A 22,235-nucleotide genomic window follows, 5' to 3' on the forward strand; every position below is an offset into this window, starting at 1 on the left:
GGGTGTTATATTCGTAAGCTTGGAAAAACTAACGTTCTGGGAGGTTTTTTATAATGGCTAAGCAAGAAAGACAATATTCACCTGAAACTTTAGCGGTACACGCAGGTCAGCAAATTGATCCCGCTACACAATCGCGTGCGGTACCGATTTATCAGACGACTTCCTATGGCTTTAAAGATACAGATCATGCGGCAAGATTGTTTGGACTAGAAGAATTTGGCAATATCTATACACGTATTATGAACCCAACGACAGATGTGTTCGAGAAGCGGATTACTGAGCTTGAAGGGGGAGTTGGCGCACTTGGCGTGGCATCCGGTTCAGCGGCGATCACTTACTCCATTCTGAACATTGCATCCGCAGGCGATGAAATTGTTTCCTCGTCCAGCCTGTATGGCGGTACGTACAACCTGTTCGCCCATACGCTGCCGAAGCTCGGCATTAAAGTGCATTTCGTCGATTCCTCCGATCCGGAAAATTTCCGCAAAGCGATCAATAGCAATACGAAGGCGGTATTCGCGGAAACGATCGGCAATCCACGTGGCGATGTGCTCGATATTGAAGCTGTTGCTGCGGTTGCCCATGAGAATGGCATTCCGCTCATCGTGGACAATACGTTCCCAAGCCCGTATTTGCTTCGTCCAATTGAACATGGAGCAGACATCGTTGTACACTCGGCGACGAAGTTTATTGGCGGTCATGGAACATCCATTGGCGGCGTTATTGTAGACGGAGGCAAATTCGACTGGGCGCAAAATGACAAATTCCCAGGCCTGACTGAGCCGGACCCAAGCTACCATGGTCTTGTATATACGCAAGCTGTTGGTGCGATTGCTTATATTATTAAAGCGCGTGTGCAGCTGCTTCGCGATATGGGCGCTTCTCTGTCGCCATTCAACTCGTTCCTGCTGCTGCAAGGACTTGAAACGCTGCATTTGCGTATGGAACGCCACAGCTCTAATGCGCTTGCAGTAGCGAACTATCTGGAGCAGCATGATTCGGTAGAATGGGTAAGCTATCCAGGTCTCGCAAGCCATGCGTCGCATGCGCTGGCGCAAAAATATTTGCCGAAGGGCCAAGGCGCGATTATCAGCTTCGGCATTAAAGGCGGCGTAGAAGCAGGCAAAAAGCTGATTCATGGCGTGGAACTATTTTCCCATCTTGCTAACGTCGGCGATTCGAAGTCGCTCATTATCCATCCGGCAAGCACAACGCACCAGCAGCTCGATGAGCAAAGCCAGCTTGCATCCGGCGTTACGCCAGGACTCATTCGTTTATCTGTCGGCACCGAAGGCATTGACGATATTATTTATGATTTGGAGCAAGCGATCAAAATCAGTCAGGAGTAAGCGATGTTTGCAGAACAACTTTATACAGGAACGAAGGAAGAGAACGAACGCCTGCTGCTGAAGCAATTGGAGGGGCTTATCGAAGATGAGCCCAGCCAGCTCGCTAATTTGGCCAATGCTTCGGCGCTGCTCCAGCAATTTTTGAGCGATATTAATTGGGTCGGCTTTTATTTGCTGGATGGGGAGGAGCTTGTGCTCGGACCCTTCCAAGGCAAGCCGGCATGTACGCGCATCAAAGTGGGCAGAGGCGTCTGTGGAACGGCGGTTAGCCGCGACGAGGCGATATTGGTAGCGGATGTGCATCAATTTCCCGGCCATATTGCCTGCGACAGCGCATCGAATTCCGAGCTGGTCATTCCATTGAAGCGGGATGGAGCGGTTATTGGCGTTCTCGACATTGACAGTCCGCAGTTCTCGCGGTTTGATGAGACGGATTTGGCGACGTTAACTGCTTTTGTGAATATTTTGGAAAAGTATTTATAAAATGATTGCAGCATAAAGAGCTCCAGGCCGCCGATTGGCGTTCTGGAGCTCTTTGTTGTTCCACCTCTGATGGGCAGGGCCGCAGCTAAAAATAAAACTTATCCATTTCCTTCGGGACGCCGTTGCGCTGCAGAAGCTCGCCAATGGATTCCGAGCGGCCAATCGTGTCGCCGGAGGTCAGCAGGCGGACGGCGAATTTATTCGCTTGGCGCTCATATTTTCCAACATTGATAAAGGACTGCTCGTCCAACCAAAAACGGCTGAAGCCGGGATGCAGGCGGTCATGTCCCAGCTCATGCGCGCAAACAAAACGCTGCCAGTCATCCGGCAGACGCTCGTGTATGACGATAAACCGACGGCGCAGCTTCTTATAATAAAAGCCTCGCGTTTCATTCCCCAGATCGGCATAACGAATATGGATTCCCAAACCGTTTGCGATCACAAAAGGATCTCTTGTCTGGAATTTTCGTACAAGGCGCAGTATTAGTTTGTCCATGGCAGCACCTACCCTTCGGCATGATCTGTTGTTTTGTCCGTGATATCTGGTTTGGGGGTACGTTTGTTCATTTGCTTAGCTTCCCAGAATAGTCCGGTCAGCACATCCATGACACGCTGGCGGTCGCCTTGGCTCATCGGAACGCCGTCAAACATGACTTCTCCGTCCTCCTCCAGCATTTTTTTGAAATCGCGTTTGTCTTTAGCGGTTGCCCAGTCTGGCACATGCTCCGCAAACGCATCGCGGCGTCCGAGCAAATAGTCGGCAGTCGTATGCAAAATGTCTGCAATTTTCTGCAAATCCTCACTGGTCGGGACGACACGATCATTCTCGATATGCCCAAAATTAGAGCGTCCCATGCCAAGCTGTTCGGCAATTTCCTGCTGTGTTAACCCTCGTTGTGTGCGCAATTGCTTGATCCTTGCTCCCATCGCCATGGTAATACCCTCCGTCTCTTGAAAAGGTATTTATAATACTTGACGGTATTATAAATATCAATTATAATAAGATTCACAGTCGTTACAGCGGCTATGAAATGATTCCGCAAATGCTACTGAAAATAGCAAGTTAATCGTTTGAAAGCGAGTATATAAGCCAATTAAGTGGCTAAAACGTATTTTTAATACTATATTTATATTTTACCTTTTAACGATGGTATTGTCAATATCGCAGGTTCGCTATTATTTTTTTGAAATATAGGGTAATAAAAATACTTAATTAAATAGAAAGAGGGTATTTTAATGGACGTAGAAAAAATGACAATTGAGCAATTAAAGTCGTACAAGCGTCTCGTCGCCAGGAAAAAACTGATTGAGAAGCAAAAGGTAGGCAGCGGTTTAACGGTTAGCACCGTATATGAGGATGACAAGCTTCAGGAGCTTCATCGCCAGCTGCGCGGACTTCCTTCCTATATGTATTTGGACAAGCAGGAGCAGCAATTAGAGAAGCTGGCACATACGCATTTGACGAGGTACCCCGCTGGAACGAAAGCGCAGCTTAGGGAAGTAAAGCAAATCCAGCCGGGCAATGCCGATGAAGAGCAGCTCGTACAGGAGCTCAGCCGCAAAATCGCTAAAGTTATTGAAGCAAGGGCAGGTGCAGCTCCGGAAGGTTATGAGGGTGTCATTGAACGTTTGAGCGAGCTGCAGGATTTGGAGCGCCAGCTGCAAACGATCGATGAGTCGCTGGAAGCGCTGGAGGCTTGTTTCCCTGAATATGCGACGCTGCTGAGGCTCCGTTATATTGAAGGAAAGCCAGCTGACTTCGTCGCATCGGAGCTTGGAATCGTTGATCGTACCTTCCGCAGATGGCGTCAAAAAGCGGTTTACGAGATTGTCCGGTTTATGTCCGTATAGTGTCCGCTGAGTGTCCGAAACGGCCTCCAAAATCGTGTTATTATGATATTGTCACCAAATGAGCAACGGCAACAAACGACGCTTGTTAGGTATTTTAAATCCTCTTTTCATAAATCGAAGTAATTTAAATATCTCAATATGAAAGGGGGTGAGGACATGTAGCTCCAGACGAAGGAAGCTTTACAGCAGCAGCGTCAAGGCCGGTAATCGCCGATTGAGGCGGGGACAGCGCCGCAAGGCTAGCTTGGAGGAAACAGGAGGGAAGCAGCGGTGAACGATCAGGAAAATCGGCAAAGCACGATGGAAGCAAAGCACAGCAAGCAGAAGCTGCTGGCAGCAGCGCGGTATTCCGCAGGTGAGAAGGATGTGCTGAATGTCATTTTGGACGAGCACAGCACTTACTCCCATGAGCAGGTCAAACAGCAATTACAAGCATATTCACAAAAGGAGGTCATGTAGATCATGGCAGGAGGAACTTGGACAACGCAAACGAAGGCAAGACCAGGGGTATACATTAATTTCGCGGCTGAGCCGCAATCGGCAGCAAACGTAGGGGAACGGGGCATCGTATCAACGGCGCTGACGCTAAACTGGGGTGCGCCGCAAACGATGATTTCCATTAAAGCGGGTGACGATCTGCGCAGCGTGCTCGGTTATGATGTAACCGCACCGGAAATGCTGCTCGTTCGTGAGGCTTTGAAACGGGCACAAACTTTGCTGCTCTACCGCTTGAACGCAGGGACGAAAGCGACTGCAACAATTGGCGGTTTGGTTGCAACGGCTAAATTTGGCGGTACACGCGGCAATGCGATTACCGTATCGGTTCAAAGCAATGTGGATGATGAAGATCAATTCGACGTTGTCACTTATTTGGCAGGTGAAGAAGTGGATTCGCAGACGGTTGCTGCGATTGCTGGCCTTGAATCCAATCGCTTCGTTGATTTCAGCGGCACTGGCGCGCTTGTAGCGACAGCTGGTACGGTACTTGCTGGCGGTGCGAATGGCACGGTGACGAATCAAAATCATCTGGATTATTTGGCAGCTGTTGAGCTGCAGGAATTTAATGCGGTGGCGCTTGTTTCTGGCGACAGCTCGCTGAAGTCGGTTTACGCCGCTTTTGCCCGCAGACTGCGCGAAAATGATGGCAAGAAAATTCAGGTCGTGCTGGCGAATGCTCCACTATCGGATTACGAAGGTATCATTAGCGTGAAAAATGGCGTCAAGCTGGAAGACGGCACAGAAGTGAATGCCGAGCATGCAACCGTATGGGTGGCAGCTGCTACTTCCGGCGCAAGTATGAGCCAATCGCTTACTTACAGTGTGTACGAAGGTGCAGTGGATGTCGACGTTCGTTATTCGAATTCGCAAATCGAGCAGGCTTTGCGTGCGGGCGAATTTTTGTTCACGCCGAACGGCGGCCGTGTCATCGTTGAGCAGGATATTAACTCTCTGGTCACCTATGTCCCAGGCAAAAATCCTTCTTTTGCGAAAAACCGTGTTATCCGCGTGCTGGACGGCATTGCGACCGACATGAAAAAACTGTTCGAGACGCAATACATTGGCAAAATCGACAATAATCCGGATGGTCGCAGCCTATTCCGCAGCGAATGCGTGAAATATTTGACGCTGCTCCAGGATGGCAATGCGATTCAAAACTTTAATTCCCAAACGGACCTGACGGTTGAAGCGGGCGAGGCTTCCGACAGCATCGTCATCAACGTTTACATCCAGCCGGTTGACAGCATTGAAAAAGTATATATGAAAGTGACGGTGAAGTAATATGGCATTTTTGCATGCAGGAGATACGATTTCGGGGCAAGAGGGACGCGCTTATGCGAAAATCAACGGCCAAAACGAGGAAATGTTCTATATTAAAACGCTTGAAGCAAGCGTGGAGAAGACGAAAGCGGAAATTAAGACGCTGGGTCATCGCGCATTGCAGCATAAAGCGACGGGCTGGTCGGGTACCGGCAGCATGACGGTGTATTATGTGACGTCGAAATTTCGCCAAATGATGCTCGATTACGTGAAAACGGGTATTGATACGAACTTTGATGTCCACATCATCAACGAAGATCCGACTTCGACGATCGGCCGCCAAGAGGTTGTGCTGTACAACGTCAACCTGAATAAGGTCATCATCGGCAAGCTCGACACGGAGAGCGAAGCGCTTGAGGAAGAGCTTGAGTTTACCTTCGATGGCGTCGATATTGCCGAAAGCTTCAAAGCACCAGCACGCGTATAAATAGCTTTATCCCAATAAAACCAATCCATGGAGGTAGCAAATGAGTGACTTAAGCTTGTTTTTTGCGCAAAATACAGCTGCGGAGGCGACGGAGAAATTCGTCGTGTCCGAGCGATTCAAGGATGCAGACGGCAATCCGGTAGCCTGGGAGCTGCGCAGCATGACGGAGGCGGAAAATGAAGAATGCCGCAAATCCGCAACCCGCAAAGTGAAAGGCAAAAATGGCACCTTCGTGCCTGAGACGAATACGGATGAATATTTGGCCAAGCTGGTCGTAAGCAGCATTCAATATCCGAGCTTGAAGGATGCCGAGCTGCAAAAATCGTACGGCACGATGGGTGCCGAGCATCTGCTCCGCAAAATGCTGCGTCCGGGCGAATATGCATCGCTCGTGCAGCGCGTGCAGGAAATCAACGGCTTTAATCAAAGCCTGAATGAGCTGGCCGATGAAGTAAAAAACTAATTAAAGAGGGCGACGGTGAAGCGAATTACGCTTACTACGCCCTCCACGAGCTTCGCATTTTGCCCCATGAGCTGATGAGCATGTCGCGCCGCGAGAAAGCGGCGATCTACGCCATGATCGATGTCCGCATCGAGGGCGAGAAAAAGCAGCGGGCCAAGATGAAGAAGAAATAATGAAAGTTAGCGGGACGGCGCTTCTCTATTAGAGGGCGCTTTTGTTCAAATATAAGAATTAATAAGTTGGAGCTTATAAATAGGACTTATATTTCACCGCGAAACGAGCTTTTGCCGCCAGATGACGGCGTCAGCCGTTTACGCTTGTGTGAAGGAGGTGGAAGGATGGCGAGTACCGTTACGCCAGGAAATGAGATCGTTGTATATCAACCACGCACCGAAGTTGTTACCGTACGTGAACGTCAGAATTCTGTAGGCAGTTTTACTCAGATGATGGACAGTATGAAACAAAGTTTTATGGGTTTTGCTGAACAAGGCAATGGATTAATTAACGGCGTACAAATGCTGACAGAAGGCTTAAGAAATCTAAATGCAGAGTTTGATGAGATGGCGCGTAAAGTCAATGTATTGACCGATGCCGTTAAAAATTTCAATACAGCAGCCACGACCGCTGCAGAGGGAGCAGCTCAAGCAGCGAATGCGGCTCAGAACAGTACCGCGGCTAATCCTGATGAGACAGCAAATGCGGGCGAAGATGCGGCTAACAGCGGTAAAAAGCCCCGAAAAATATTCGGAATGCCGATCCCAGAAATGGATTTGGAATCAGCATTAGCCATTGCAACAGCCAGTTTCTCTGTTTTTAATAAAATTCGAGATACGGTTGAGGAACAAATGGATGCTTGGAATCAAATGTGGGGAAATATCGCCGCTCAGGCCGGAGCAGCGCTTAAGCAAATTGTTCAGCTTTCTATCGAGGGCGCTCTCAAAGAACAGGAAAAGAAGGATATGCTCATTGCGCGAACAGGCAGCGAAGAGCAAGGCACCGATATTTTTAATCGAATAAGGACCCAGTCCCTACAGGCGGGAATTGATCCAAATGAAGGCATCGAGGGGACTTATTCACTAATGCCTATGGCCGCAAATGTGGATCAATTGACTAAAATGTCAGATATGACGATGCAGCTCGCTGTTCTTGATCCTGCGCAAGGGGGAGTCGGTGAAGCCGCGGATGCGTTGAAAGCGGCAATGGGGGGAGACATGGATGAGTTTGCATCGAAGTTCAACATAGCTCCAGAAGCTATGGAAGGCTTTGATGCGGAATCATTTATTAATAATAAGGATATGGATGGTTTTCTGAATGGACTTAATCAGGTGCTAGAAAAAGCAAATTTAGGTAAAGCTGCTTTTGATACGATGATGGATAGTCCTTCAAGACAAATTAGTGCCATTGGGACAAATTTAACTTCTTCTCTGTCCAGTGCGGGCATGGGCGCCATTGAGGCGCTTTCGCCATTGTTTGCTATGATACTAGACGCTTTTAACAGCGGTCGTTTACAGCCTTATTTTGATATGTTGGGTGTAGGATTGACTGTTGCCGCTGAAATGCTTTCTTTAGTGGGGCAACTCGCGCTATGGGTTGTCACAACCTTTGCGGAATATTGGCCGATTATTGCTGCAATGCTACTTGCTGCTGGAGCGATTTATCTCCCAATCATGCTGACAAATCTTTGGGCGATGATCACTCCATTGCTTATGCAGGCGGCGATCTGGGCCATTATGAACTGGCCGATATTATTGATTGTTGCAGCAGTTGGCTTGCTGATTGCTATTGTTATGATGTTTGGAGCTACGGCATCTGACATTGTTGGATTTGTAACAGGTGTTTTTTACGCATTATTCGCGAATATATACAATATAATTTCGTTGTTTTGGGATTATATCATTAGTTTTGCGGAGTTTTTTGCGAATATTTTTATTGATCCCGTATATGCTATAAAAAATCTATTTTATAATTTGGTCAAAAATGTTGCGGAGTTTTTCGGTGGAATGGTTAACGGAGTATTGGATGGCCTCAACTGGATTATTGAGAAAATTAACAGCGTTGCAGATACGAAAATATCATTAATTCCTGAATTTGATGCCAGCTTTGTAGAGAGTCTCAAACCGACATCAGATGAAGATGTTGTGAATCTGGACAAATACAGGATGGGCAAGATGGATCTTGGAGACTCGTTTGCACAAGGAAATCAAGCCGGGAAAGATATGACCACTAGTTTGACGGATAAGTTGAGTGGGGCCGGAGGTAATTTAAACGGTGGAAAAAATGGGCTCATTCCAACAGAAGGAGATCAGCCGCTCATTCCTGCCGCAACGACGGATAAGTTTACTCCTGCTGCTACAGCAGATATGACCAAGCCTGCTTCTACAACTGCTAATCCGGCAGGTGCAGCTGGCATGGGAGCGGGTGCCTCCGGCGGCATCGACCATATTAATAAAGTCGATGAAGTTGGCAAAATCAACGATACTGTGGATATCGGAAGTGAAGATATCAAGACGATGCGCGAGCTTGCGGAGATGAAAAACATTCAAAACTTCGTATCGCTCCAGCCGACCGTGAGCGTACAAACCGGTGACATCAACAATGGCACCGATATTGACACCATTATTAGCCGAATTGAGCGCTCCTTGAATGAGCAAATCGCTTCGTCCGCGGAAGGGGTGTATGCTTAATGATTACAAACAAGCATCATGAGTACGGTATTTGGCTCAGCTATGATAATCAGAAAAGCGGCTTTCGACTGCCGGTTAATCCAGCTGAGCTGCAAATTAGCGACGCAACTAGCGGCAAGTCTTACGACGTGTCCGGTCTTGGCGAAATTAATGTGATTCAAAGTCCAAAGCTGACGGAGATTTCCTTCGACAGCTTTTTTCCTGCGCCTGGAGCGAATTATTCGTTTATCGCTAGCGAGACGCTGCTCGAGCCTTATGTTTATTTGACCTTGATCCAGGACTGGATGAAAAAGAAACGTCCAATCCGCTTTATTTTCACAGGTGCCTCCTTCGATCTGAATCTTGCCGTCAGCATTGAGAAGTTTGAATGGCGTGAAGCGGCGGGCTCTGGTGATATTGAATACAGCCTGGGGCTGAAAAAGTACGTATTTTACAAGGCAAGGCCCGTCAAAGTTAATAAAAAACATGAGAAGAGTGGCGGTAAAGAACGCGATACAAAAGGGCGCCTGACCAAGGAAACCCCAAAAACCTACACGCTCGTAAGCGGCGATACGCTCATTGGGGTAGCCAAAAAGCAGCTCGGAAATGAGTCGCGTTGGAAGGAAATACAGAAGCTGAATGGCATCGCCGATTCTGAGCTGCGCAAGCTGCAAATCGGTAGGGTGCTGAAGCTGCCGGGGTGATGAGATGCTGGAAATTTTGATCGATAACCGGAATGGGAAAGTGTGGAATGTGACAAATCTCGTTCCTTCCCTAACGTATAAAACGAAGCGGATAGGCTCTGCATCGAGCTTGGATTTTACACTTATTAAGGGCGCTCCGTACCAGCACCAAGCGTTTGAGGTTAACAATGGCGACGTCGTGCGGCTGTCGAAGGATGGGAAGGTCGTATTTTACGGCTATGTGTTTGAATACAATTTCGGCAGGGACGAGAGTGTCACGATCAAGGCGTATGACCAGCTGCGTTATTTGCTGATGAGCGATACGTATGTGTTCAGCAACAAAACCGCTACCCAAATGATTAAGCAAATTGCTGAGGATACGGGCTTGAAAATAGGAACGCTTGCGGAGACGGAGTATGTCATTCCTTCTATGGTGGAGGACAACAAAAAGCTGCTGGATATTATGTGCAAAGCGCTCGACTATACGCTAATTAATGATAAGGGCAATTTTGTATTATTCGATGAAGCGGGTGCTTTGTCTCTACGCAATATTGAGGACATGAAGACAGATTCTATCATTGGCGATTGGAGCTTGATGACGGATTTTGGCTACAAAAGCTCGATCGACAGCGAATCGTACAATAAGATCAAAGTGGTACAAAACAATAAAGAAACCGGGAAGCGAGACGTCTACATTGGACAGGACAGCGCAAATATCGCCAAATGGGGCCTGCTGCAATTTTATCAGGTAGCCGACGAGCAAATGAACAGTGCGCAAATTAATGAATTGCTGGACCAATTGCTGAAGCTGAAAAATCGGGAGCAGCGCAGCCTCAGCATTGAAGCGATCGGTGATTTACGCGTGCGTGCAGGCTCCTATGTTCCGATTGTCATTGAGGAACTGGATATTGGACAGTATTTTCTGGTCGAAGAATGCTCCCACAAGCTCGAAGCGGACGCGCATACGATGACATTAGAATTGAAGGTGATATGATGGCACTGCTTGATGCAATTAAAAAAGCGGGCGCTGCCGCCCATGCGTCGGGCAACCCCGTCGCTGTGTTAATCGGCAGGGTCACCGGCACAAATCCTCTGGAAGTGAACGTCGACCAACGTTTCACGCTTTCGGAGGATTTTTTAATTATTCCGGAAAGTATGACACAGTTGGAGACAGGTCTCATGCTTACCTATGAAGCAGGAACGGATGAGGCAGAGGGAACTAGTACGAACCAGGGGGTTATTGAGACAGCTGCCGCTGGCTCAGGATCAATGCTGCGCATTCGGCGTGCGTTGGATATTGACGATAAGGTGCTGCTGCTTCGGGTCCAGGGCGGACAACAGTTCGTCGTGCTGGATCGGGTGAGCGCATGATTCCACAAGGTGCAAGCATCGACGAGCTTCAGACCGAAGCGGCAATTGAGCCTAGTCGCACGTATTATATCGATTTTGCCAATAAGCGTATGTCCGGCATGACGGATGGCCTCAGTGCGATTAAGCAGGCTGTGTTCAAAATTTTGCAAACGGAGCGTTATCGCTATTTTATCTATAGCTTCGATTATGGCTCCGAGCTGGATTTATTGAATGAATCCTCCCATCTCTATGTACGCTCTGAGCTCAAGCGCCGCGTAACCGAAGCGCTGCTGGCGGATGATCGAATAGCAGATGTGACTGATTTTGAACTGACGGTGGAGGGAGACAAGGCAGCGGTGAGTTTTACGGTAGTGACCGATGAAGGAAGCTTTAAAGAGGAGGTGATGGCCCGTGTATGAGGCATTTACGTATAGCTTTATTTTACAGCGTATGCTGGACCGGGTTTCAGATGATGTAGATAAGCGTGAGGGCAGCGTTATTTTTGACGCTCTGGCGCCAGCGGCTGCTGAGCTGTCAGAGATGTATGCGCAGCTTGATGTAAATCAGGCGCTTTTGTTCGCGGATACGGCTACGGGCGAGTGGCTGGAGCGGCGGACGGCTGAGTTTGGTGTGGAAAGGCAGCCAGCGACCTTCGCCCAGCGGCAAGGGGAGTTTTTTGGCAGCAATGGTCAGCCCGTAGATGTTCCTTTGCAGAGCCGGTTTGCCCTCGATGATTTGAGGTATACGGTGACGGGGAAAATCGGAACGGGACTTTTCACGTTGACCTGTGAGACAGCGGGCATCCTTGGTAATCAGAAATATGGGGCGCTGCTGCCGCTTGCTTATGTTGATGGGTTGGCGCGTGCAGAGCTGACGCAAATTTTGGTGCCAGGTGAAGAGGATGAAACGGATGAGGCTTTGCGGGCAAGGTATTACAGCGTCGTGAATGAGCCGGCGTTTGGCGGCAATATTGCCGATTATAAGCAAATGATCAGCTCGATTGATGGCGTAGGCGGGGCGAAAATTTTCCCGGTCTGGAATGGCGGCGGCACCGTCAAATGCACGGTTATTGCTGCGGATTGGACAAAGCCAGCGGAACAGCTCATTGCGCTTGTTCAGACAGCCGTTGATCCAACCATCAACAGTGGACTCGGGCTTGGCATGGCTCCTATTGGGCATGAGGTAACGGTAACAGGTGTCGACGGGGCACAGGTTGCTGTGGAAACGACAGTTGTGCTTGGGGAAGGCCGGACGGTAGGACAGGTTCAAAGCGATATTGAGGATAAAATTTCCGCATATTTGCTAGAGCTGCGCCAAGAATGGATGAATCAGCAGGAGCTTACCGTTCGCATTGCTCAAATCGAGGCCCGTATTTTGACTGTTTTAGGAGTGGTGGATGTACTCGGCACAAAGCTAAACGGTGCTGCAGCCAATTTAGCTTTGGCTGAGGATGAAATCCCGTTATTGGGGACGGTGGTTGTGCATGACTAAGCCGGTTTCATCCTATTGGCCGGAGCTGTATGCGGACATTAAGGAATTCATCAAGCTCGCAGCCTCGGAAGATGTGGAGCTGGCTCTGTTGGAACAGGCACAGCTTCAGCAACTGGACGACGGGTTTGTAATGACCGCTAGCTTGCCTGCTATCAAACGCAGAGAGCGCATGCTGGGCATTCAAGCTGATCCGAATGCAGAGAGCATTGATTTTCGCCGGAGACGGATCGTTAATCGTTATTCGACCAAGCCTCCTTTTACGATGAGGTATTTGCAGGAGCGGCTGGATTTTCTTGTCGGTACAGGGCGAGGCGTCGCTACCGTTGATGTGCAGAACTTCATATTGACGGTAACAGCGGCGATTGACGATGCTAATATTTTTAAAGAGGTCGAGCGTACGGTTTCGGCGATTAAACCTGCCAATATCGTGTATCGCCAGCAGACGGCGATTATGGATGGCGTTGTTTTGGAAGAGCGCATTGTGGGAGTTCCGCTCGTGCGTAACACGAAGCTCGGCAGCTGGAAGCTCGGCGTTACGCCATTTACAGATAGGGAAGCAGAGGTGATTGTGAAGTGATTACGTCAACGTTTAAGCAGGAGGTTGCGGAGTTTATTGACTCAAAAATTACGAAGGTTGTGCTCAATAGCGGGGCTTATGAAATTACGGATTTTATAGTGAAATCGGCCAGCGATGGTGTGCTGAGCCTGAATTATTTTATTCCGGAGGGAGCGGTTGATACCGTCACTCGCATTGAGCTGAAAAATGCAGCCGGAACCGTCAGCGACAACACCGTAAACCTGCCCATTGCATCAGACACACTCATGATTCAAACGATTTTTGTGAAGGAGGAGTAACATAAACATGGCTAAAACAGACTGGAAATTTAATGATATTGTGACCGAGACGGATATGAATGAGTTGGGTCAGGAAGTGAATGATAATCTTGAAAAAGTAGATACTCACACAGAAGCTACAACCGATGTGCATGGCGCTACTAGTGGAGCGGAACCAAATACCATCTCTCAAAGAACCGAAGAAGGTGATTTAGTAGCGAGGCGCTTCGTTTCTAATGGTGGTGAGAATTTTGTAGGGCCGGTTTCAAATGATAGATTTGTTGTACGTACTGTTAATGGGTCCGCTAGTCTAGAAGGCATTGTTTCCCGTCTGATTGCAAATGCATACCATGATGGCGTTGGATTCAAACGTTTTAATCCATCTTATAATTCAATGATGCTTGATGCTAATTCCCCTGGAAACAAACTAATTGTTTTGAAAGGTAATAAAGGAAATGAAATATTTAAGTGGGATTATACAGAGTATGTTCCGACTGCAACAGCTAATAATTTAACTTTATATGTTAGAATTGATGGTAATGACAACAATGATGGTCTTTCTAATTCAGCTTCTGGAGCTTTTAAAACCATTGCAGCAGCAATAGCAATTATACCTAACATCGTTGATCATGCGATTGTTATTAATGTTGCAGCTGGTACTTACAATGAGGAAATTGCTTTGAGAGGCTTTATCGGAAAAGGGTCCATTTCCATAATCGGAGCAGCAGCCAGGAGCAGCTCAGTTAATTATAGATTTAATAATTTCATTTCGGAAAAAAATACAGTTCGCGTAATTCTTAAGGGGTTTGAATTTTTAACAGCGCCGCTTTGGGCCAATAGTTCTAGCATTTTTATTTACGATAATCCAGGCTACGTTAGTGTTCAATACTGTCGTTCTGTTTTTGTAGGTTCTGATAAGATTGGAGCATTCGCTATCACTTCTCCTGTTGTAAGTATTTATGACTGTGAAATTAGCAATAAAAGCAATGCAATACTATGTGCCTACTCTTCGGGTATGATAGCTGAGACGATCTCTGGAGTTGGAAACAATGTGGCTTACACGGCTCAACTTAATGCAAAATTGACAATTCTTTCGTCTCTTATCACTTCGAATGTTCCTATGTTCGCGGATACTGGTGGGATGATTGTTAATAATGCAAACTCAGTGATAAATCCATGGGGAGATAATACAGCATCTGCAAAATCATATGTTGAAGCTGCGCATACATCTTCAGCTGTTTCTTTACCTACAAATGTGATTACAAGACTGGCATATGCAACGATTGGTAAAGATCATCTTGGGGAGTGGACTGGAGGCAATCGATTTACAGCAAAAACAGCTGGTCCTCATCATATTGCGGCATCGATTCAACTAATGAGTGTTGCTGCTGGCTCAAACAGTCAACTTATCATATATGTAAATGGTATTTATGCAAGAACATTAGGCTCGGTAACCAACAATTCAGCGGGATATGTTACTATTTCGGGTTCGACTCTAGTTTATTTAAATGTTGGAGATATTATCGATTTTTATGGTAATTGCACGGCAAGTTGTGTCACAAATATGGATGGAAGAAATAGTTGGCTATCGATCTCTAGAGTTTAATTGGTGATGAAATCATTATTTAAATAAGGCTCCGCTCCGGCGGGGCCTCATTTTTTTGACTCTAGCGCAACAACCTCGCTGAGACCAACACGAAAGGGGGCAACATTAATATGTTCAAACCTATTTTTAACGTCGATATTACGCCGGGGACAACGATTGCGGGAGCGGTGGGCGCTTTTTTGGCGCCGTGGATTGGACTGATTTATGGGGAGGGGAGGCTGATTCCGATTTTGCTGCTAATGGTGGTCATTGGGCTGGACTGGATTACGGGCATTGCCGCTTCGCATAAAGATACGACGTATTCCTCAGAATACGGCATGCAGGGCGTGCTGCGGACGCTGTTTCTTCTGGCCCTGCCAGTACTGGCGAATTTGCTGGATATGATGCTGGCGATGCCTGGGCTGTTTTTCTACGCAATTACGATTGGGCTGATTTATCACACCTGGCAGTCCTTAACGGCCAACGCCTACCACGCCGGCTGGGGTAAATGGATTCCCGAGGCTGTGGTCAAGCTGATCGAAAGCGAGCTGAAAGCGAAGATGGAGCGGGCGACAAAACGCGGTGCGGAACCAAAAGAGCCAACTGAATCAACAGAACCAACTGAATCTACAGACCAAACAGAAAGGAATGATTCCTAATGCTAACCCTTTTACAGGTGAAAAATAAATCCGTACCCAAGCTCGAAGGGCTGCTAGCCCCTGTTCGCGCCGCCGCAGAGCGCTTAATTGAACGCTGCTATACGCGCGATATTCCCATCGTCATTACGCAAGGCTTGCGTACAATTGCTGAGCAAGACAAGCTCTACGCTCAAGGCCGAACGTCGGCGGGCAGTATCGTCACTAACGCCAGAGGCGGCTACAGTTACCATAATTTTGGCGTAGCGATAGATTTTGCGCTGCTGTCGCAAGACGGAAAGCAGGTATATTGGGATACGAAACGCGACGGCAATGCCAATAAAGTCGCGGACTGGGCCGAGGTAGTAGATGAAGCGAAGCGGCTTGGTTTTGCGTGGGGAGGAGACTGGACTTCATTTAAGGATTATCCCCATTTTGAAATGACGTTTGGCCTATCGACGGCGCAGCTCCGGGCTGGCATTCGGCCAACTGCGGCACAGATTGCGGCGGCGATGGCCCATATAACGAAGGAGGACTTGTATATCATGAAAGCCGAGGATGCTAATGATCTTATTAAGCGTTACTTGCAGCCCGCCTGGGCAGCATGCAAGCAAAAAGGCGATGCCGCAGGCATGCAAGAAGCACATCGACTTGCAAATGAGCTTCGCAAAGCAAGCGGACAAAAAGAACAATAAAACGCCTGTGACCATCTATTTTATCGACTCACAGATAGGATCTGAACAAAGAAATGGAGAGAAACCACGATTTCGACGCACTTTTGCGTTACTCACCAGACGCTCTCCATTTCGGCGCTTGCCGCAAGCTTACTTTTTGACCACGATGTACTGCTGCCTCCTCCATTCGAACTCCTCTGCTTGAAGCAGCTCAGATATTTCTAGCATCAGATCAGGCTCCAGCTTGGCCGCTTCCCTAAAGCGCTCCATTCCATCCGCCCAGCAGGAAAATAGCTCGATTTCCTCACCGATTTCCAGATTGCGGTCGAGGTAATGGAACAGCTCCGTCAAGCATTTTTTGCTGCATGGATAGGCAGTGGGATACAAGCGCTTTATTTCCTCACTCATTTCGAAGGAGCCGCCATCCGGGTGTACTTCGTATACATAGGGGAGGCGGAAAATATGAGAGGCATCTTGATTTTCCATGGGCCCGCTTACAAATAACCCCGCAGCATCCTCTTCGGTTTCATAAATTTCTATCAGTTTGTCCCCTTTCGGATATTTCTCCAATAAAGTTTTCATATGTTCATGATTTTTAGCCTCTGGATTCACATAAGTGACGTAATCCATTAGTGTCATCGTCTTATTATTCATCCCGAACGAGCCTGTTGGAAGCTCATGGCTAGCGGCCATATAATAAAAAAGAGACATGGGCAGGGTCACCTTCCTTTCATTTGAATATAAAAGCACGATGTCCTCAGTTGAACTATATTCTCCAGCAAAGTCTATTTTCCTACCACATCCTTGTGAAAAATAAATCGTAGTTTTTGTTAAATAGTCATGTTTTCCCCTAAAGAATTGGAAGCGTTATTACGTTAAAATAAAACGGTAGCAAAGCAAACGAATAGGCGAAAAAGCACATGATCGTAAGTTTGTCTCTCCCTCCAATGATTGCCTCTTCCATGTTAAACTAAAGCTTATAAGCTATTTTCGCAGGAGGAGGGCTAGCGGATGACTTTTTCGGCAGCAGCATTAAAAGATATTTCTCCATTCGTTCGTTTTGTTAAAATCATCAAATCCGCCGAGCTATCGGGCGAGTGGCTGGATTTTGACCATGTATTTACATTTATTGAGCAGGGGGAAGCCGATTTTATATTAGATGGCGTTCGCTATCAGCTTGGAGAAGGCGATGCCATTGTGATGCCGCCGCTGATGACGCATTTCATTCGCTCTACGTCGAGCGAGCCGCTGATTCAGTATATTTTTCACTTTGATTTATTCCATGATGATACCCGCGAACGTTGGCAGTCCATTGGCATTGTAACAGGTGAGCAGCTAATCATTCCACAGTGTGAGCAATTGCTGCAAGGCTTGCATCCGGTTTCCGCCATTAGCGGGCCTGACCGCATGGAGCTGAAGAAGCTGTTTCTCATCATGCGAAAAAGATTCATAGAAGGCGGCGCCACTAGCGAGCTGGAGCTTAAGGCAATCGCACTGCAGCTGCTCGTGCTTTTTCTGCGCAACCAAAGCGGGCATGAGCGCCAGGAAGGCACACAGGCGAAAGCGTGGGCGCCAATCCAGCAATGCATTGACTATATTCAGCAGCATTACACCGATCCTGAACTGGATAATGATCGCATAAGTGAGCAGTCCGGGCTGTCTCCTGGCTATTTATCCAACTTATTTAAAGAGCAGACGGGTGTCACGCTTCATAAGTATTTGACGTATGTGCGCATTGAGCATGCCAAAAAACGGATTATGGAGGGCAGAGAGACGTTGACCGCTATATCGGGGGGCAGCGGATTTTCGAGCATCCATCATTTTAGCCGAATATTTAAACGCGAGGCGGGCTTGACCCCCAGCCAATTCAAGGCCGAAGCATCCGGTCCTATCCGGAGCCTCATAAGTGATAATCCAACCACTACATAACGGGAGAGTGCGTCTCATGAAAAACACGCAAATTGAATTTACAGCGCCATGGAAAGTAGAAGTAAAGCAGGAGGAGCTGCAAGCCCAGGTTCCAGAGCTTACAGGCAATCAGGTGCTGGTGAAAAAGCATTATACGCTCATTAGCCCTGGCACGGAGCTTGCTTGTCTTTCGGGAGGCGAAGGCTGGTTCCATATGCCATCTGTACCAGGGTATGCGGCAGCTAGTGAAATTGTGGCATTGGGGCCGGATGCGGCTGAAGGCTTCCAAATTGGCGATATGGTGTTTCATTACGGGAAGCATTCCCGCTATGAGCTGACGACGACAAGTGGGGTGTTTCTTAAAGTGCCGGACAGCCTGCCGCTGGCTTGGGCTCCTTTTACACGAATGGCCACGGTAGCGATGACAAGCACGCGAGTATCGTCGATTGAACTGGGCGATTATGTAGCGGTGACGGGCCTTGGCCTAATTGGCAATATGGCCGCGCAGCTGGCCGGACTTCAAGGCGCTTCGGTTATTGGCATTGATTTAGCTGCAAAACGCAGAGATCTCGCGAAAAATTGCGGCATCCAGCATGCCATTGAGGCAGGCACGGATACGCATAAACAGGTTATGGAGTTGACGGGCGGCAAAGGCGTATCTACACTTATCGAAGCGACCGGCGTCCCGCAAGTTATTTTGGACAATGTAGCGCTTGTAGGCCAATATGGAGAAGCGATTCTGCTTGGCAGTCCAAGGGGAGAGCTGCAAAGCAATGTAACCGATTTGCTGAACAGCATTCATTTGAATGGTCGCGGCTGTGTGACGTTCAAGGGAGCACATGAATGGCGTTATCCGCTAACGCCTGAAGCATTCGTCAAGCATTCCCTTGTGCGCAATTCAGAGGTCGTATTCCGCCTCATGCAATATGGCAAGCTGCAGGTCGAGCCGCTCATTAGCCACATCATGAGTCCTGCTGATGCACCTGCTGCCTATGAAGGATTACGCAGTAAAAAAGATGAATATTTAGGTGTGCTATTTAACTGGGAAGAGGTGTAGGGGAATGATTAGAGGATTAAGCAAGTCGGGATTAGGCTCCATTACAGATGAACAGCTGATTGCAAAAGCTTCAGAGTATGGATTTGGCGTCGTGGATATCGATGCTAAAGCGCTTGTAGAAAAGCATGGGGAGCAAGGAGCAGTGAGGCTGCTGTCTGACCATCATGTGACTTTAGGCTCCATAGGGCTGAATGTTGAATGGCGCGGCACGGATGAGCAGTTTCGGGAGGGCCTGAAGCAGCTTCCGCTGCATGCAGCGGCTGCGGCACAATTGGGATGTACAGCCTGCTGTACATACATTTTGCCCTCGACGGACTATAAATCGGCCCTGTTCACAGCGCTTGCGATATCCCGTTTGCGCCTAATTGCCGACATTTTGGACGCGTATGGTATTCGTTTTGCGCTGGAGTTTGTGGGACCGCATCATTTGCGGACAGCATGGGCGAACCCTTTTATATGGACGGTTGAGGAGACGCTAGCACTTATTTCGGCAATAAATCGGCCAAATGTCGGCTTGCTGGTGGACGCTTATCATTGCCATACGACGGGTTTTACGCCGGAGCATTTGCGGAGCCTTAGAGCTGATCAGGTCGTTCACGTTCATATTAATGATGCCCGCGATCTTCCTGTTGCTGAGCTGCTGGACAATGACCGCCTTTACCCTGGTGAAGGGATTATTGACCTGAAAGGCTTTCTTGCTGCGCTCGCCGACATCGGCTACAAGGGGCCAGTTGTACAGGAAATATTGACCCAGACTGCTCCTGAAGGAACTGCTGATGAACTGCTAAGCCGCTCCAAAGCCGGATTCGACAAGGTTTTTGCATAAAAGGCTCCTTAAGCCAGCAAGCCCGTAGTTAAGGAGCTGCGAGGAAATTAGTACTCGCTTTTGTTGACAAAATCTCCATGGTTTTGGGAGTTTTGTCAACAAATTAGCGGTACTTCATTTCGTCGCAGTCTCTGACGGGTCAAACGCACATTTCTTGCAAGCGCCTATACCGTTTCGCCATTTCGTCCATAGGATACTGTGTACTTCAACCAAAGGAGATGGACAAATGAGCTACAATGTGGCAAACGCTGGAATTGGCTGTGCCCCTTGCGGTGTAGGCGGAGCTTTCACAAGCGTAGGATCGATTCTTGTACTTTTCATCCTGCTTGTAATTATTACTCGCGCTTGCTGGCTATAGTCCAGTTATAGGATCTGGCGGTTCGGCACCGAACTAGGCGCTGGGCTGCAGAAACGTATATCTGAACAAAAAGGAGTTGAACAAATGAGCTACAATTTAGCAGGTGCAGGCTACGGCCACGGCCACGGCTGCAGCCCCTTTACTAACGTAGGAGCGATCCTTGTCCTTTTCATTCTACTTGTTATCATCACTCGCGCTTTCATCTAATGAATAAATGTTGATGTCTGCCGACATGGCTCATAACTTTATTAGGTTTTGCATAACCGCTGCAAGCTATTTCGTTCAGACTGCCAGCTTTCCTGAGCGTGCAAAATCATGAAATAGGCTTAATCGTCCCGGAGCTTCCCGCGCTCCGGGCTTTTACATAGCTTGGGCCGTATTTAAGGTGCGAAAACGTAACTATTACGATATAATAAAGCTTATGTAGAAGGACAATAATGGGATACGGGAGTTTTGGAGATGGAAAATAGCAAACCGCCAGTACCAGTCTATTTGCTGACCGGGTTTCTCGGAAGCGGCAAGACGACGCTGTTGAAACGCATGCTCGATTATTGGCAGGCTGAAGGTAAGAAAGCAGCTGTCATTATGAATGAGCTGGGCGATATTAATTTGGATGGACAAGAAGTCGGAGATGAAGTGCCGATGGCCGAGCTGCTGGGCGGCTGTATTTGCTGTACGATTCGCGGCGATTTGAGCTTGGAGATGAAGCTGCTGATGGATGAGCATCAGCCTGATATTATCGTCATTGAATCAACGGGTGCTGCGAATCCAATGGAGATTTTGGACGGCGTAACCGAAGCGGCCATGTATATGCGCATTGATCTGCGAGCGGTTATTACAGTTGTAGATGGCCCTGAGCTGTTAAAGCGTACCCGTGCCGGCAAAGGACGGACGCTTAAGCTGATGCAGGACCAAATTCGCTGCGCGAGCTTTTTGCTGCTTAATAAGGTGGACAAGCTGGAGCCGGAGCAGCTGGTTGAAGCGCAGCAGGCGCTGCGGGAGCTGAACGCCCACGCCCAAATCGTTGCAACGATGCGCTGCATTATAGACGAGTGGTCCTGGCTGGACGCTCAGCAACCGGTGATTGCAAGCTCCGCGGCCTTGCCGCCGACTGCGAACCAGGAAAACGCTGAAGCTGTCCATGCCTGTGGCCCGGGCTGCTCCCATGAGCATGATGAGGATCATCACCAGCATTCTCCCGAGCATAAAGAGCAGCATGCGCACCACCACCATTCGCATGACCATGTCATGACGCTGACCCATTATTTGCAGGGACCCGTAGACAGTGTTCAGTTTGAAGCGCTGCTAAGAAATTTGCCTGAGCATGTTTATCGGGCGAAGGGCATCGTGACCTTTACGGATACGGCGAGCCGCTTCTTGTTTCAATATGCCTATGGGGAAAGCGATTTTATGAAAATAACACCGCAAGGCAAAGTTAATGATGTAGCCGTGTTTATTGGCGAGCATTTTTCCCGGGAAGAGCTGATTGCACAGCTTCAGCAGTTGGAGTACGGCGCTTCTTCTGAAGCATAAAGCGAGCCAGCAGTAAGAACGGGGCAAATGGGCTGTCTCCATACACATAAAGCTGTATTTGCAGCGCCAGACGTCAGAGCAGAAGCTCTGGCGTTTTTTATGATTCTTCCGCTTTTCTCATGATTATGTTAAATCGTTGATGGACAAAATAACCAAGTAAAGGGGCTGAAGCGATTCGCCCTCTTGCATCAAGAATTCAGGCATGGCGCTGAAAGGATTTTAAAAATAGCCCTTTCTTTCTTCGCTT

General features: G+C 48.2%; 26 protein-coding genes. 23 read left to right on the forward strand and 3 right to left on the reverse strand.

The genetic code is table 11. The features are described 5' to 3' along the window. Positions 1 to 53: 53 nt before the first annotated feature. Together ASF12_RS32710 and ASF12_RS32715 are read left to right on the forward strand one after the other, a co-directional pair. Positions 54 to 1,349, forward strand: a complete 1,296-nt coding sequence (locus ASF12_RS32710; RefSeq protein ID WP_056043723.1) for a homocysteine synthase — start codon at positions 54 to 56, stop codon at positions 1,347 to 1,349. Between the two features lie 3 nt (positions 1,350 to 1,352). Then, entirely contained in the window at positions 1,353 to 1,832 is a 480-nt protein-coding gene (locus ASF12_RS32715) for a GAF domain-containing protein (protein WP_056043727.1), read from the forward strand. 85 nt (positions 1,833 to 1,917) lie between these two features. Here ASF12_RS32715 and ASF12_RS32720 read toward each other — a convergent pair whose 3' ends face one another. Continuing rightward, positions 1,918 to 2,328 (reverse strand): ImmA/IrrE family metallo-endopeptidase, encoded by a 411-nt coding sequence (locus ASF12_RS32720; protein WP_056043730.1) that lies wholly within the window; start codon positions 2,326 to 2,328, stop codon positions 1,918 to 1,920. Positions 2,329 to 2,336: 8 nt separating this feature from the next. Then, on the reverse strand, positions 2,337 to 2,765 hold the full coding sequence (locus ASF12_RS32725) for a helix-turn-helix domain-containing protein (protein WP_056043733.1): 429 nt from the start codon (positions 2,763 to 2,765) through the stop codon (positions 2,337 to 2,339). A gap of 303 nt (positions 2,766 to 3,068) precedes the next feature. Here ASF12_RS32725 and ASF12_RS32730 point away from each other — a divergent pair, with 303 nt between their 5' ends. The 16 genes from ASF12_RS32730 (at position 3,069) to ASF12_RS32805 (ending at position 16,327) form a co-directional block, all read left to right on the forward strand. After that, positions 3,069 to 3,683 carry a hypothetical protein gene (locus ASF12_RS32730; protein WP_056043736.1) on the forward strand — a complete coding sequence of 205 codons (615 nt, stop codon included), beginning with the start codon at positions 3,069 to 3,071 and terminating at the stop codon, positions 3,681 to 3,683. 270 nt (positions 3,684 to 3,953) lie between these two features. Continuing rightward, on the forward strand, positions 3,954 to 4,142 hold the full coding sequence (locus ASF12_RS32735; RefSeq protein ID WP_056043740.1) for a hypothetical protein: 189 nt from the start codon (positions 3,954 to 3,956) through the stop codon (positions 4,140 to 4,142). Between the two features lie 3 nt (positions 4,143 to 4,145). Next, positions 4,146 to 5,462 carry a phage tail sheath family protein gene (locus ASF12_RS32740; RefSeq protein ID WP_056043743.1) on the forward strand — a complete coding sequence of 439 codons (1,317 nt, stop codon included), beginning with the start codon at positions 4,146 to 4,148 and terminating at the stop codon, positions 5,460 to 5,462. A gap of 1 nt (position 5,463) precedes the next feature. Next, a complete protein-coding gene (locus tag ASF12_RS32745; protein ID WP_046229141.1) occupies positions 5,464 to 5,928 on the forward strand; it encodes a phage tail tube protein in 465 nt (154 codons plus the stop codon). A gap of 40 nt (positions 5,929 to 5,968) precedes the next feature. Next, entirely contained in the window at positions 5,969 to 6,391 is a 423-nt protein-coding gene (locus tag ASF12_RS32750; protein ID WP_056043746.1) for a phage tail assembly chaperone, read from the forward strand. A gap of 338 nt (positions 6,392 to 6,729) precedes the next feature. Further along, positions 6,730 to 9,075 (forward strand): DMT family transporter, encoded by a 2,346-nt coding sequence (locus ASF12_RS35360; protein WP_056043749.1) that lies wholly within the window; start codon positions 6,730 to 6,732, stop codon positions 9,073 to 9,075. Further along, a complete protein-coding gene (locus ASF12_RS32760) occupies positions 9,075 to 9,758 on the forward strand; it encodes a LysM peptidoglycan-binding domain-containing protein (RefSeq protein ID WP_056043752.1) in 684 nt (227 codons plus the stop codon). The genes ASF12_RS35360 and ASF12_RS32760 overlap by 1 nt, the downstream gene beginning before the upstream one ends. Before the next feature lie 4 nt (positions 9,759 to 9,762). Continuing rightward, complete coding sequence (locus ASF12_RS32765; protein WP_056043755.1) at positions 9,763 to 10,731, forward strand: XkdQ/YqbQ family protein; 969 nt, start codon at positions 9,763 to 9,765, stop codon at positions 10,729 to 10,731. Beyond that, positions 10,728 to 11,108 (forward strand): DUF2577 domain-containing protein, encoded by a 381-nt coding sequence (locus tag ASF12_RS32770; RefSeq protein ID WP_056043758.1) that lies wholly within the window; start codon positions 10,728 to 10,730, stop codon positions 11,106 to 11,108. Before ASF12_RS32765 ends, ASF12_RS32770 begins: the two co-directional genes overlap by 4 nt. Further along, the gene (locus tag ASF12_RS32775; RefSeq protein ID WP_056043762.1) at positions 11,105 to 11,506 is read left to right on the forward strand and encodes a DUF2634 domain-containing protein; all 402 of its coding nucleotides are present in this window, start codon (positions 11,105 to 11,107) and stop codon (positions 11,504 to 11,506) included. The genes ASF12_RS32770 and ASF12_RS32775 overlap by 4 nt, the downstream gene beginning before the upstream one ends. Next, positions 11,499 to 12,578: a baseplate J/gp47 family protein gene (locus ASF12_RS32780; RefSeq protein ID WP_056043766.1), complete on the forward strand. Its 1,080-nt coding sequence runs from the start codon at positions 11,499 to 11,501 to the stop codon at positions 12,576 to 12,578. Before ASF12_RS32775 ends, ASF12_RS32780 begins: the two co-directional genes overlap by 8 nt. After that, positions 12,571 to 13,155 carry a putative phage tail protein gene (locus tag ASF12_RS32785; RefSeq protein ID WP_056043769.1) on the forward strand — a complete coding sequence of 195 codons (585 nt, stop codon included), beginning with the start codon at positions 12,571 to 12,573 and terminating at the stop codon, positions 13,153 to 13,155. Before ASF12_RS32780 ends, ASF12_RS32785 begins: the two co-directional genes overlap by 8 nt. Then, positions 13,152 to 13,433 (forward strand): hypothetical protein, encoded by a 282-nt coding sequence (locus ASF12_RS32790; protein ID WP_056043772.1) that lies wholly within the window; start codon positions 13,152 to 13,154, stop codon positions 13,431 to 13,433. The genes ASF12_RS32785 and ASF12_RS32790 overlap by 4 nt, the downstream gene beginning before the upstream one ends. A 7-nt stretch (positions 13,434 to 13,440) precedes the next feature. Next, the gene (locus ASF12_RS32795) at positions 13,441 to 15,018 is read left to right on the forward strand and encodes a pectinesterase family protein (protein ID WP_056043776.1); all 1,578 of its coding nucleotides are present in this window, start codon (positions 13,441 to 13,443) and stop codon (positions 15,016 to 15,018) included. Positions 15,019 to 15,128: 110 nt separating this feature from the next. Then, positions 15,129 to 15,656, forward strand: a complete 528-nt coding sequence (locus ASF12_RS32800) for a phage holin family protein (protein WP_063892705.1) — start codon at positions 15,129 to 15,131, stop codon at positions 15,654 to 15,656. Continuing rightward, positions 15,656 to 16,327 (forward strand): M15 family metallopeptidase, encoded by a 672-nt coding sequence (locus ASF12_RS32805; RefSeq protein ID WP_056043779.1) that lies wholly within the window; start codon positions 15,656 to 15,658, stop codon positions 16,325 to 16,327. The genes ASF12_RS32800 and ASF12_RS32805 overlap by 1 nt, the downstream gene beginning before the upstream one ends. Positions 16,328 to 16,456: 129 nt before the next feature. Here ASF12_RS32805 and ASF12_RS32810 read toward each other — a convergent pair whose 3' ends face one another. Then, a complete protein-coding gene (locus ASF12_RS32810) occupies positions 16,457 to 17,017 on the reverse strand; it encodes a hypothetical protein (protein WP_056043782.1) in 561 nt (186 codons plus the stop codon). Positions 17,018 to 17,317: 300 nt separating this feature from the next. On the opposite strand from ASF12_RS32810, the gene ASF12_RS32815 reads away from it, so the two are divergent. From ASF12_RS32815 to ASF12_RS32830, 5 genes are all read left to right on the forward strand, one after another. After that, positions 17,318 to 18,235: a helix-turn-helix domain-containing protein gene (locus ASF12_RS32815; RefSeq protein WP_056043785.1), complete on the forward strand. Its 918-nt coding sequence runs from the start codon at positions 17,318 to 17,320 to the stop codon at positions 18,233 to 18,235. Between the two features lie 16 nt (positions 18,236 to 18,251). Further along, complete coding sequence (locus ASF12_RS32820) at positions 18,252 to 19,271, forward strand: zinc-dependent alcohol dehydrogenase (RefSeq protein WP_056043788.1); 1,020 nt, start codon at positions 18,252 to 18,254, stop codon at positions 19,269 to 19,271. Between the two features lie 4 nt (positions 19,272 to 19,275). Then, the gene (locus ASF12_RS32825) at positions 19,276 to 20,097 is read left to right on the forward strand and encodes a sugar phosphate isomerase/epimerase family protein (RefSeq protein WP_056043792.1); all 822 of its coding nucleotides are present in this window, start codon (positions 19,276 to 19,278) and stop codon (positions 20,095 to 20,097) included. Positions 20,098 to 20,323: 226 nt separating this feature from the next. After that, positions 20,324 to 20,455, forward strand: a complete 132-nt coding sequence (locus ASF12_RS36090; RefSeq protein ID WP_235533354.1) for a YjcZ family sporulation protein — start codon at positions 20,324 to 20,326, stop codon at positions 20,453 to 20,455. Between the two features lie 459 nt (positions 20,456 to 20,914). Continuing rightward, a complete protein-coding gene (locus ASF12_RS32830; protein WP_056043795.1) occupies positions 20,915 to 21,988 on the forward strand; it encodes a CobW family GTP-binding protein in 1,074 nt (357 codons plus the stop codon). The last annotated feature ends 247 nt before the right edge of the window (positions 21,989 to 22,235 follow it).

The sequence above is a fragment of the Paenibacillus sp. Leaf72 genome (assembly GCF_001422685.1).
Classification (GTDB): domain Bacteria; phylum Bacillota; class Bacilli; order Paenibacillales; family Paenibacillaceae; genus Pristimantibacillus.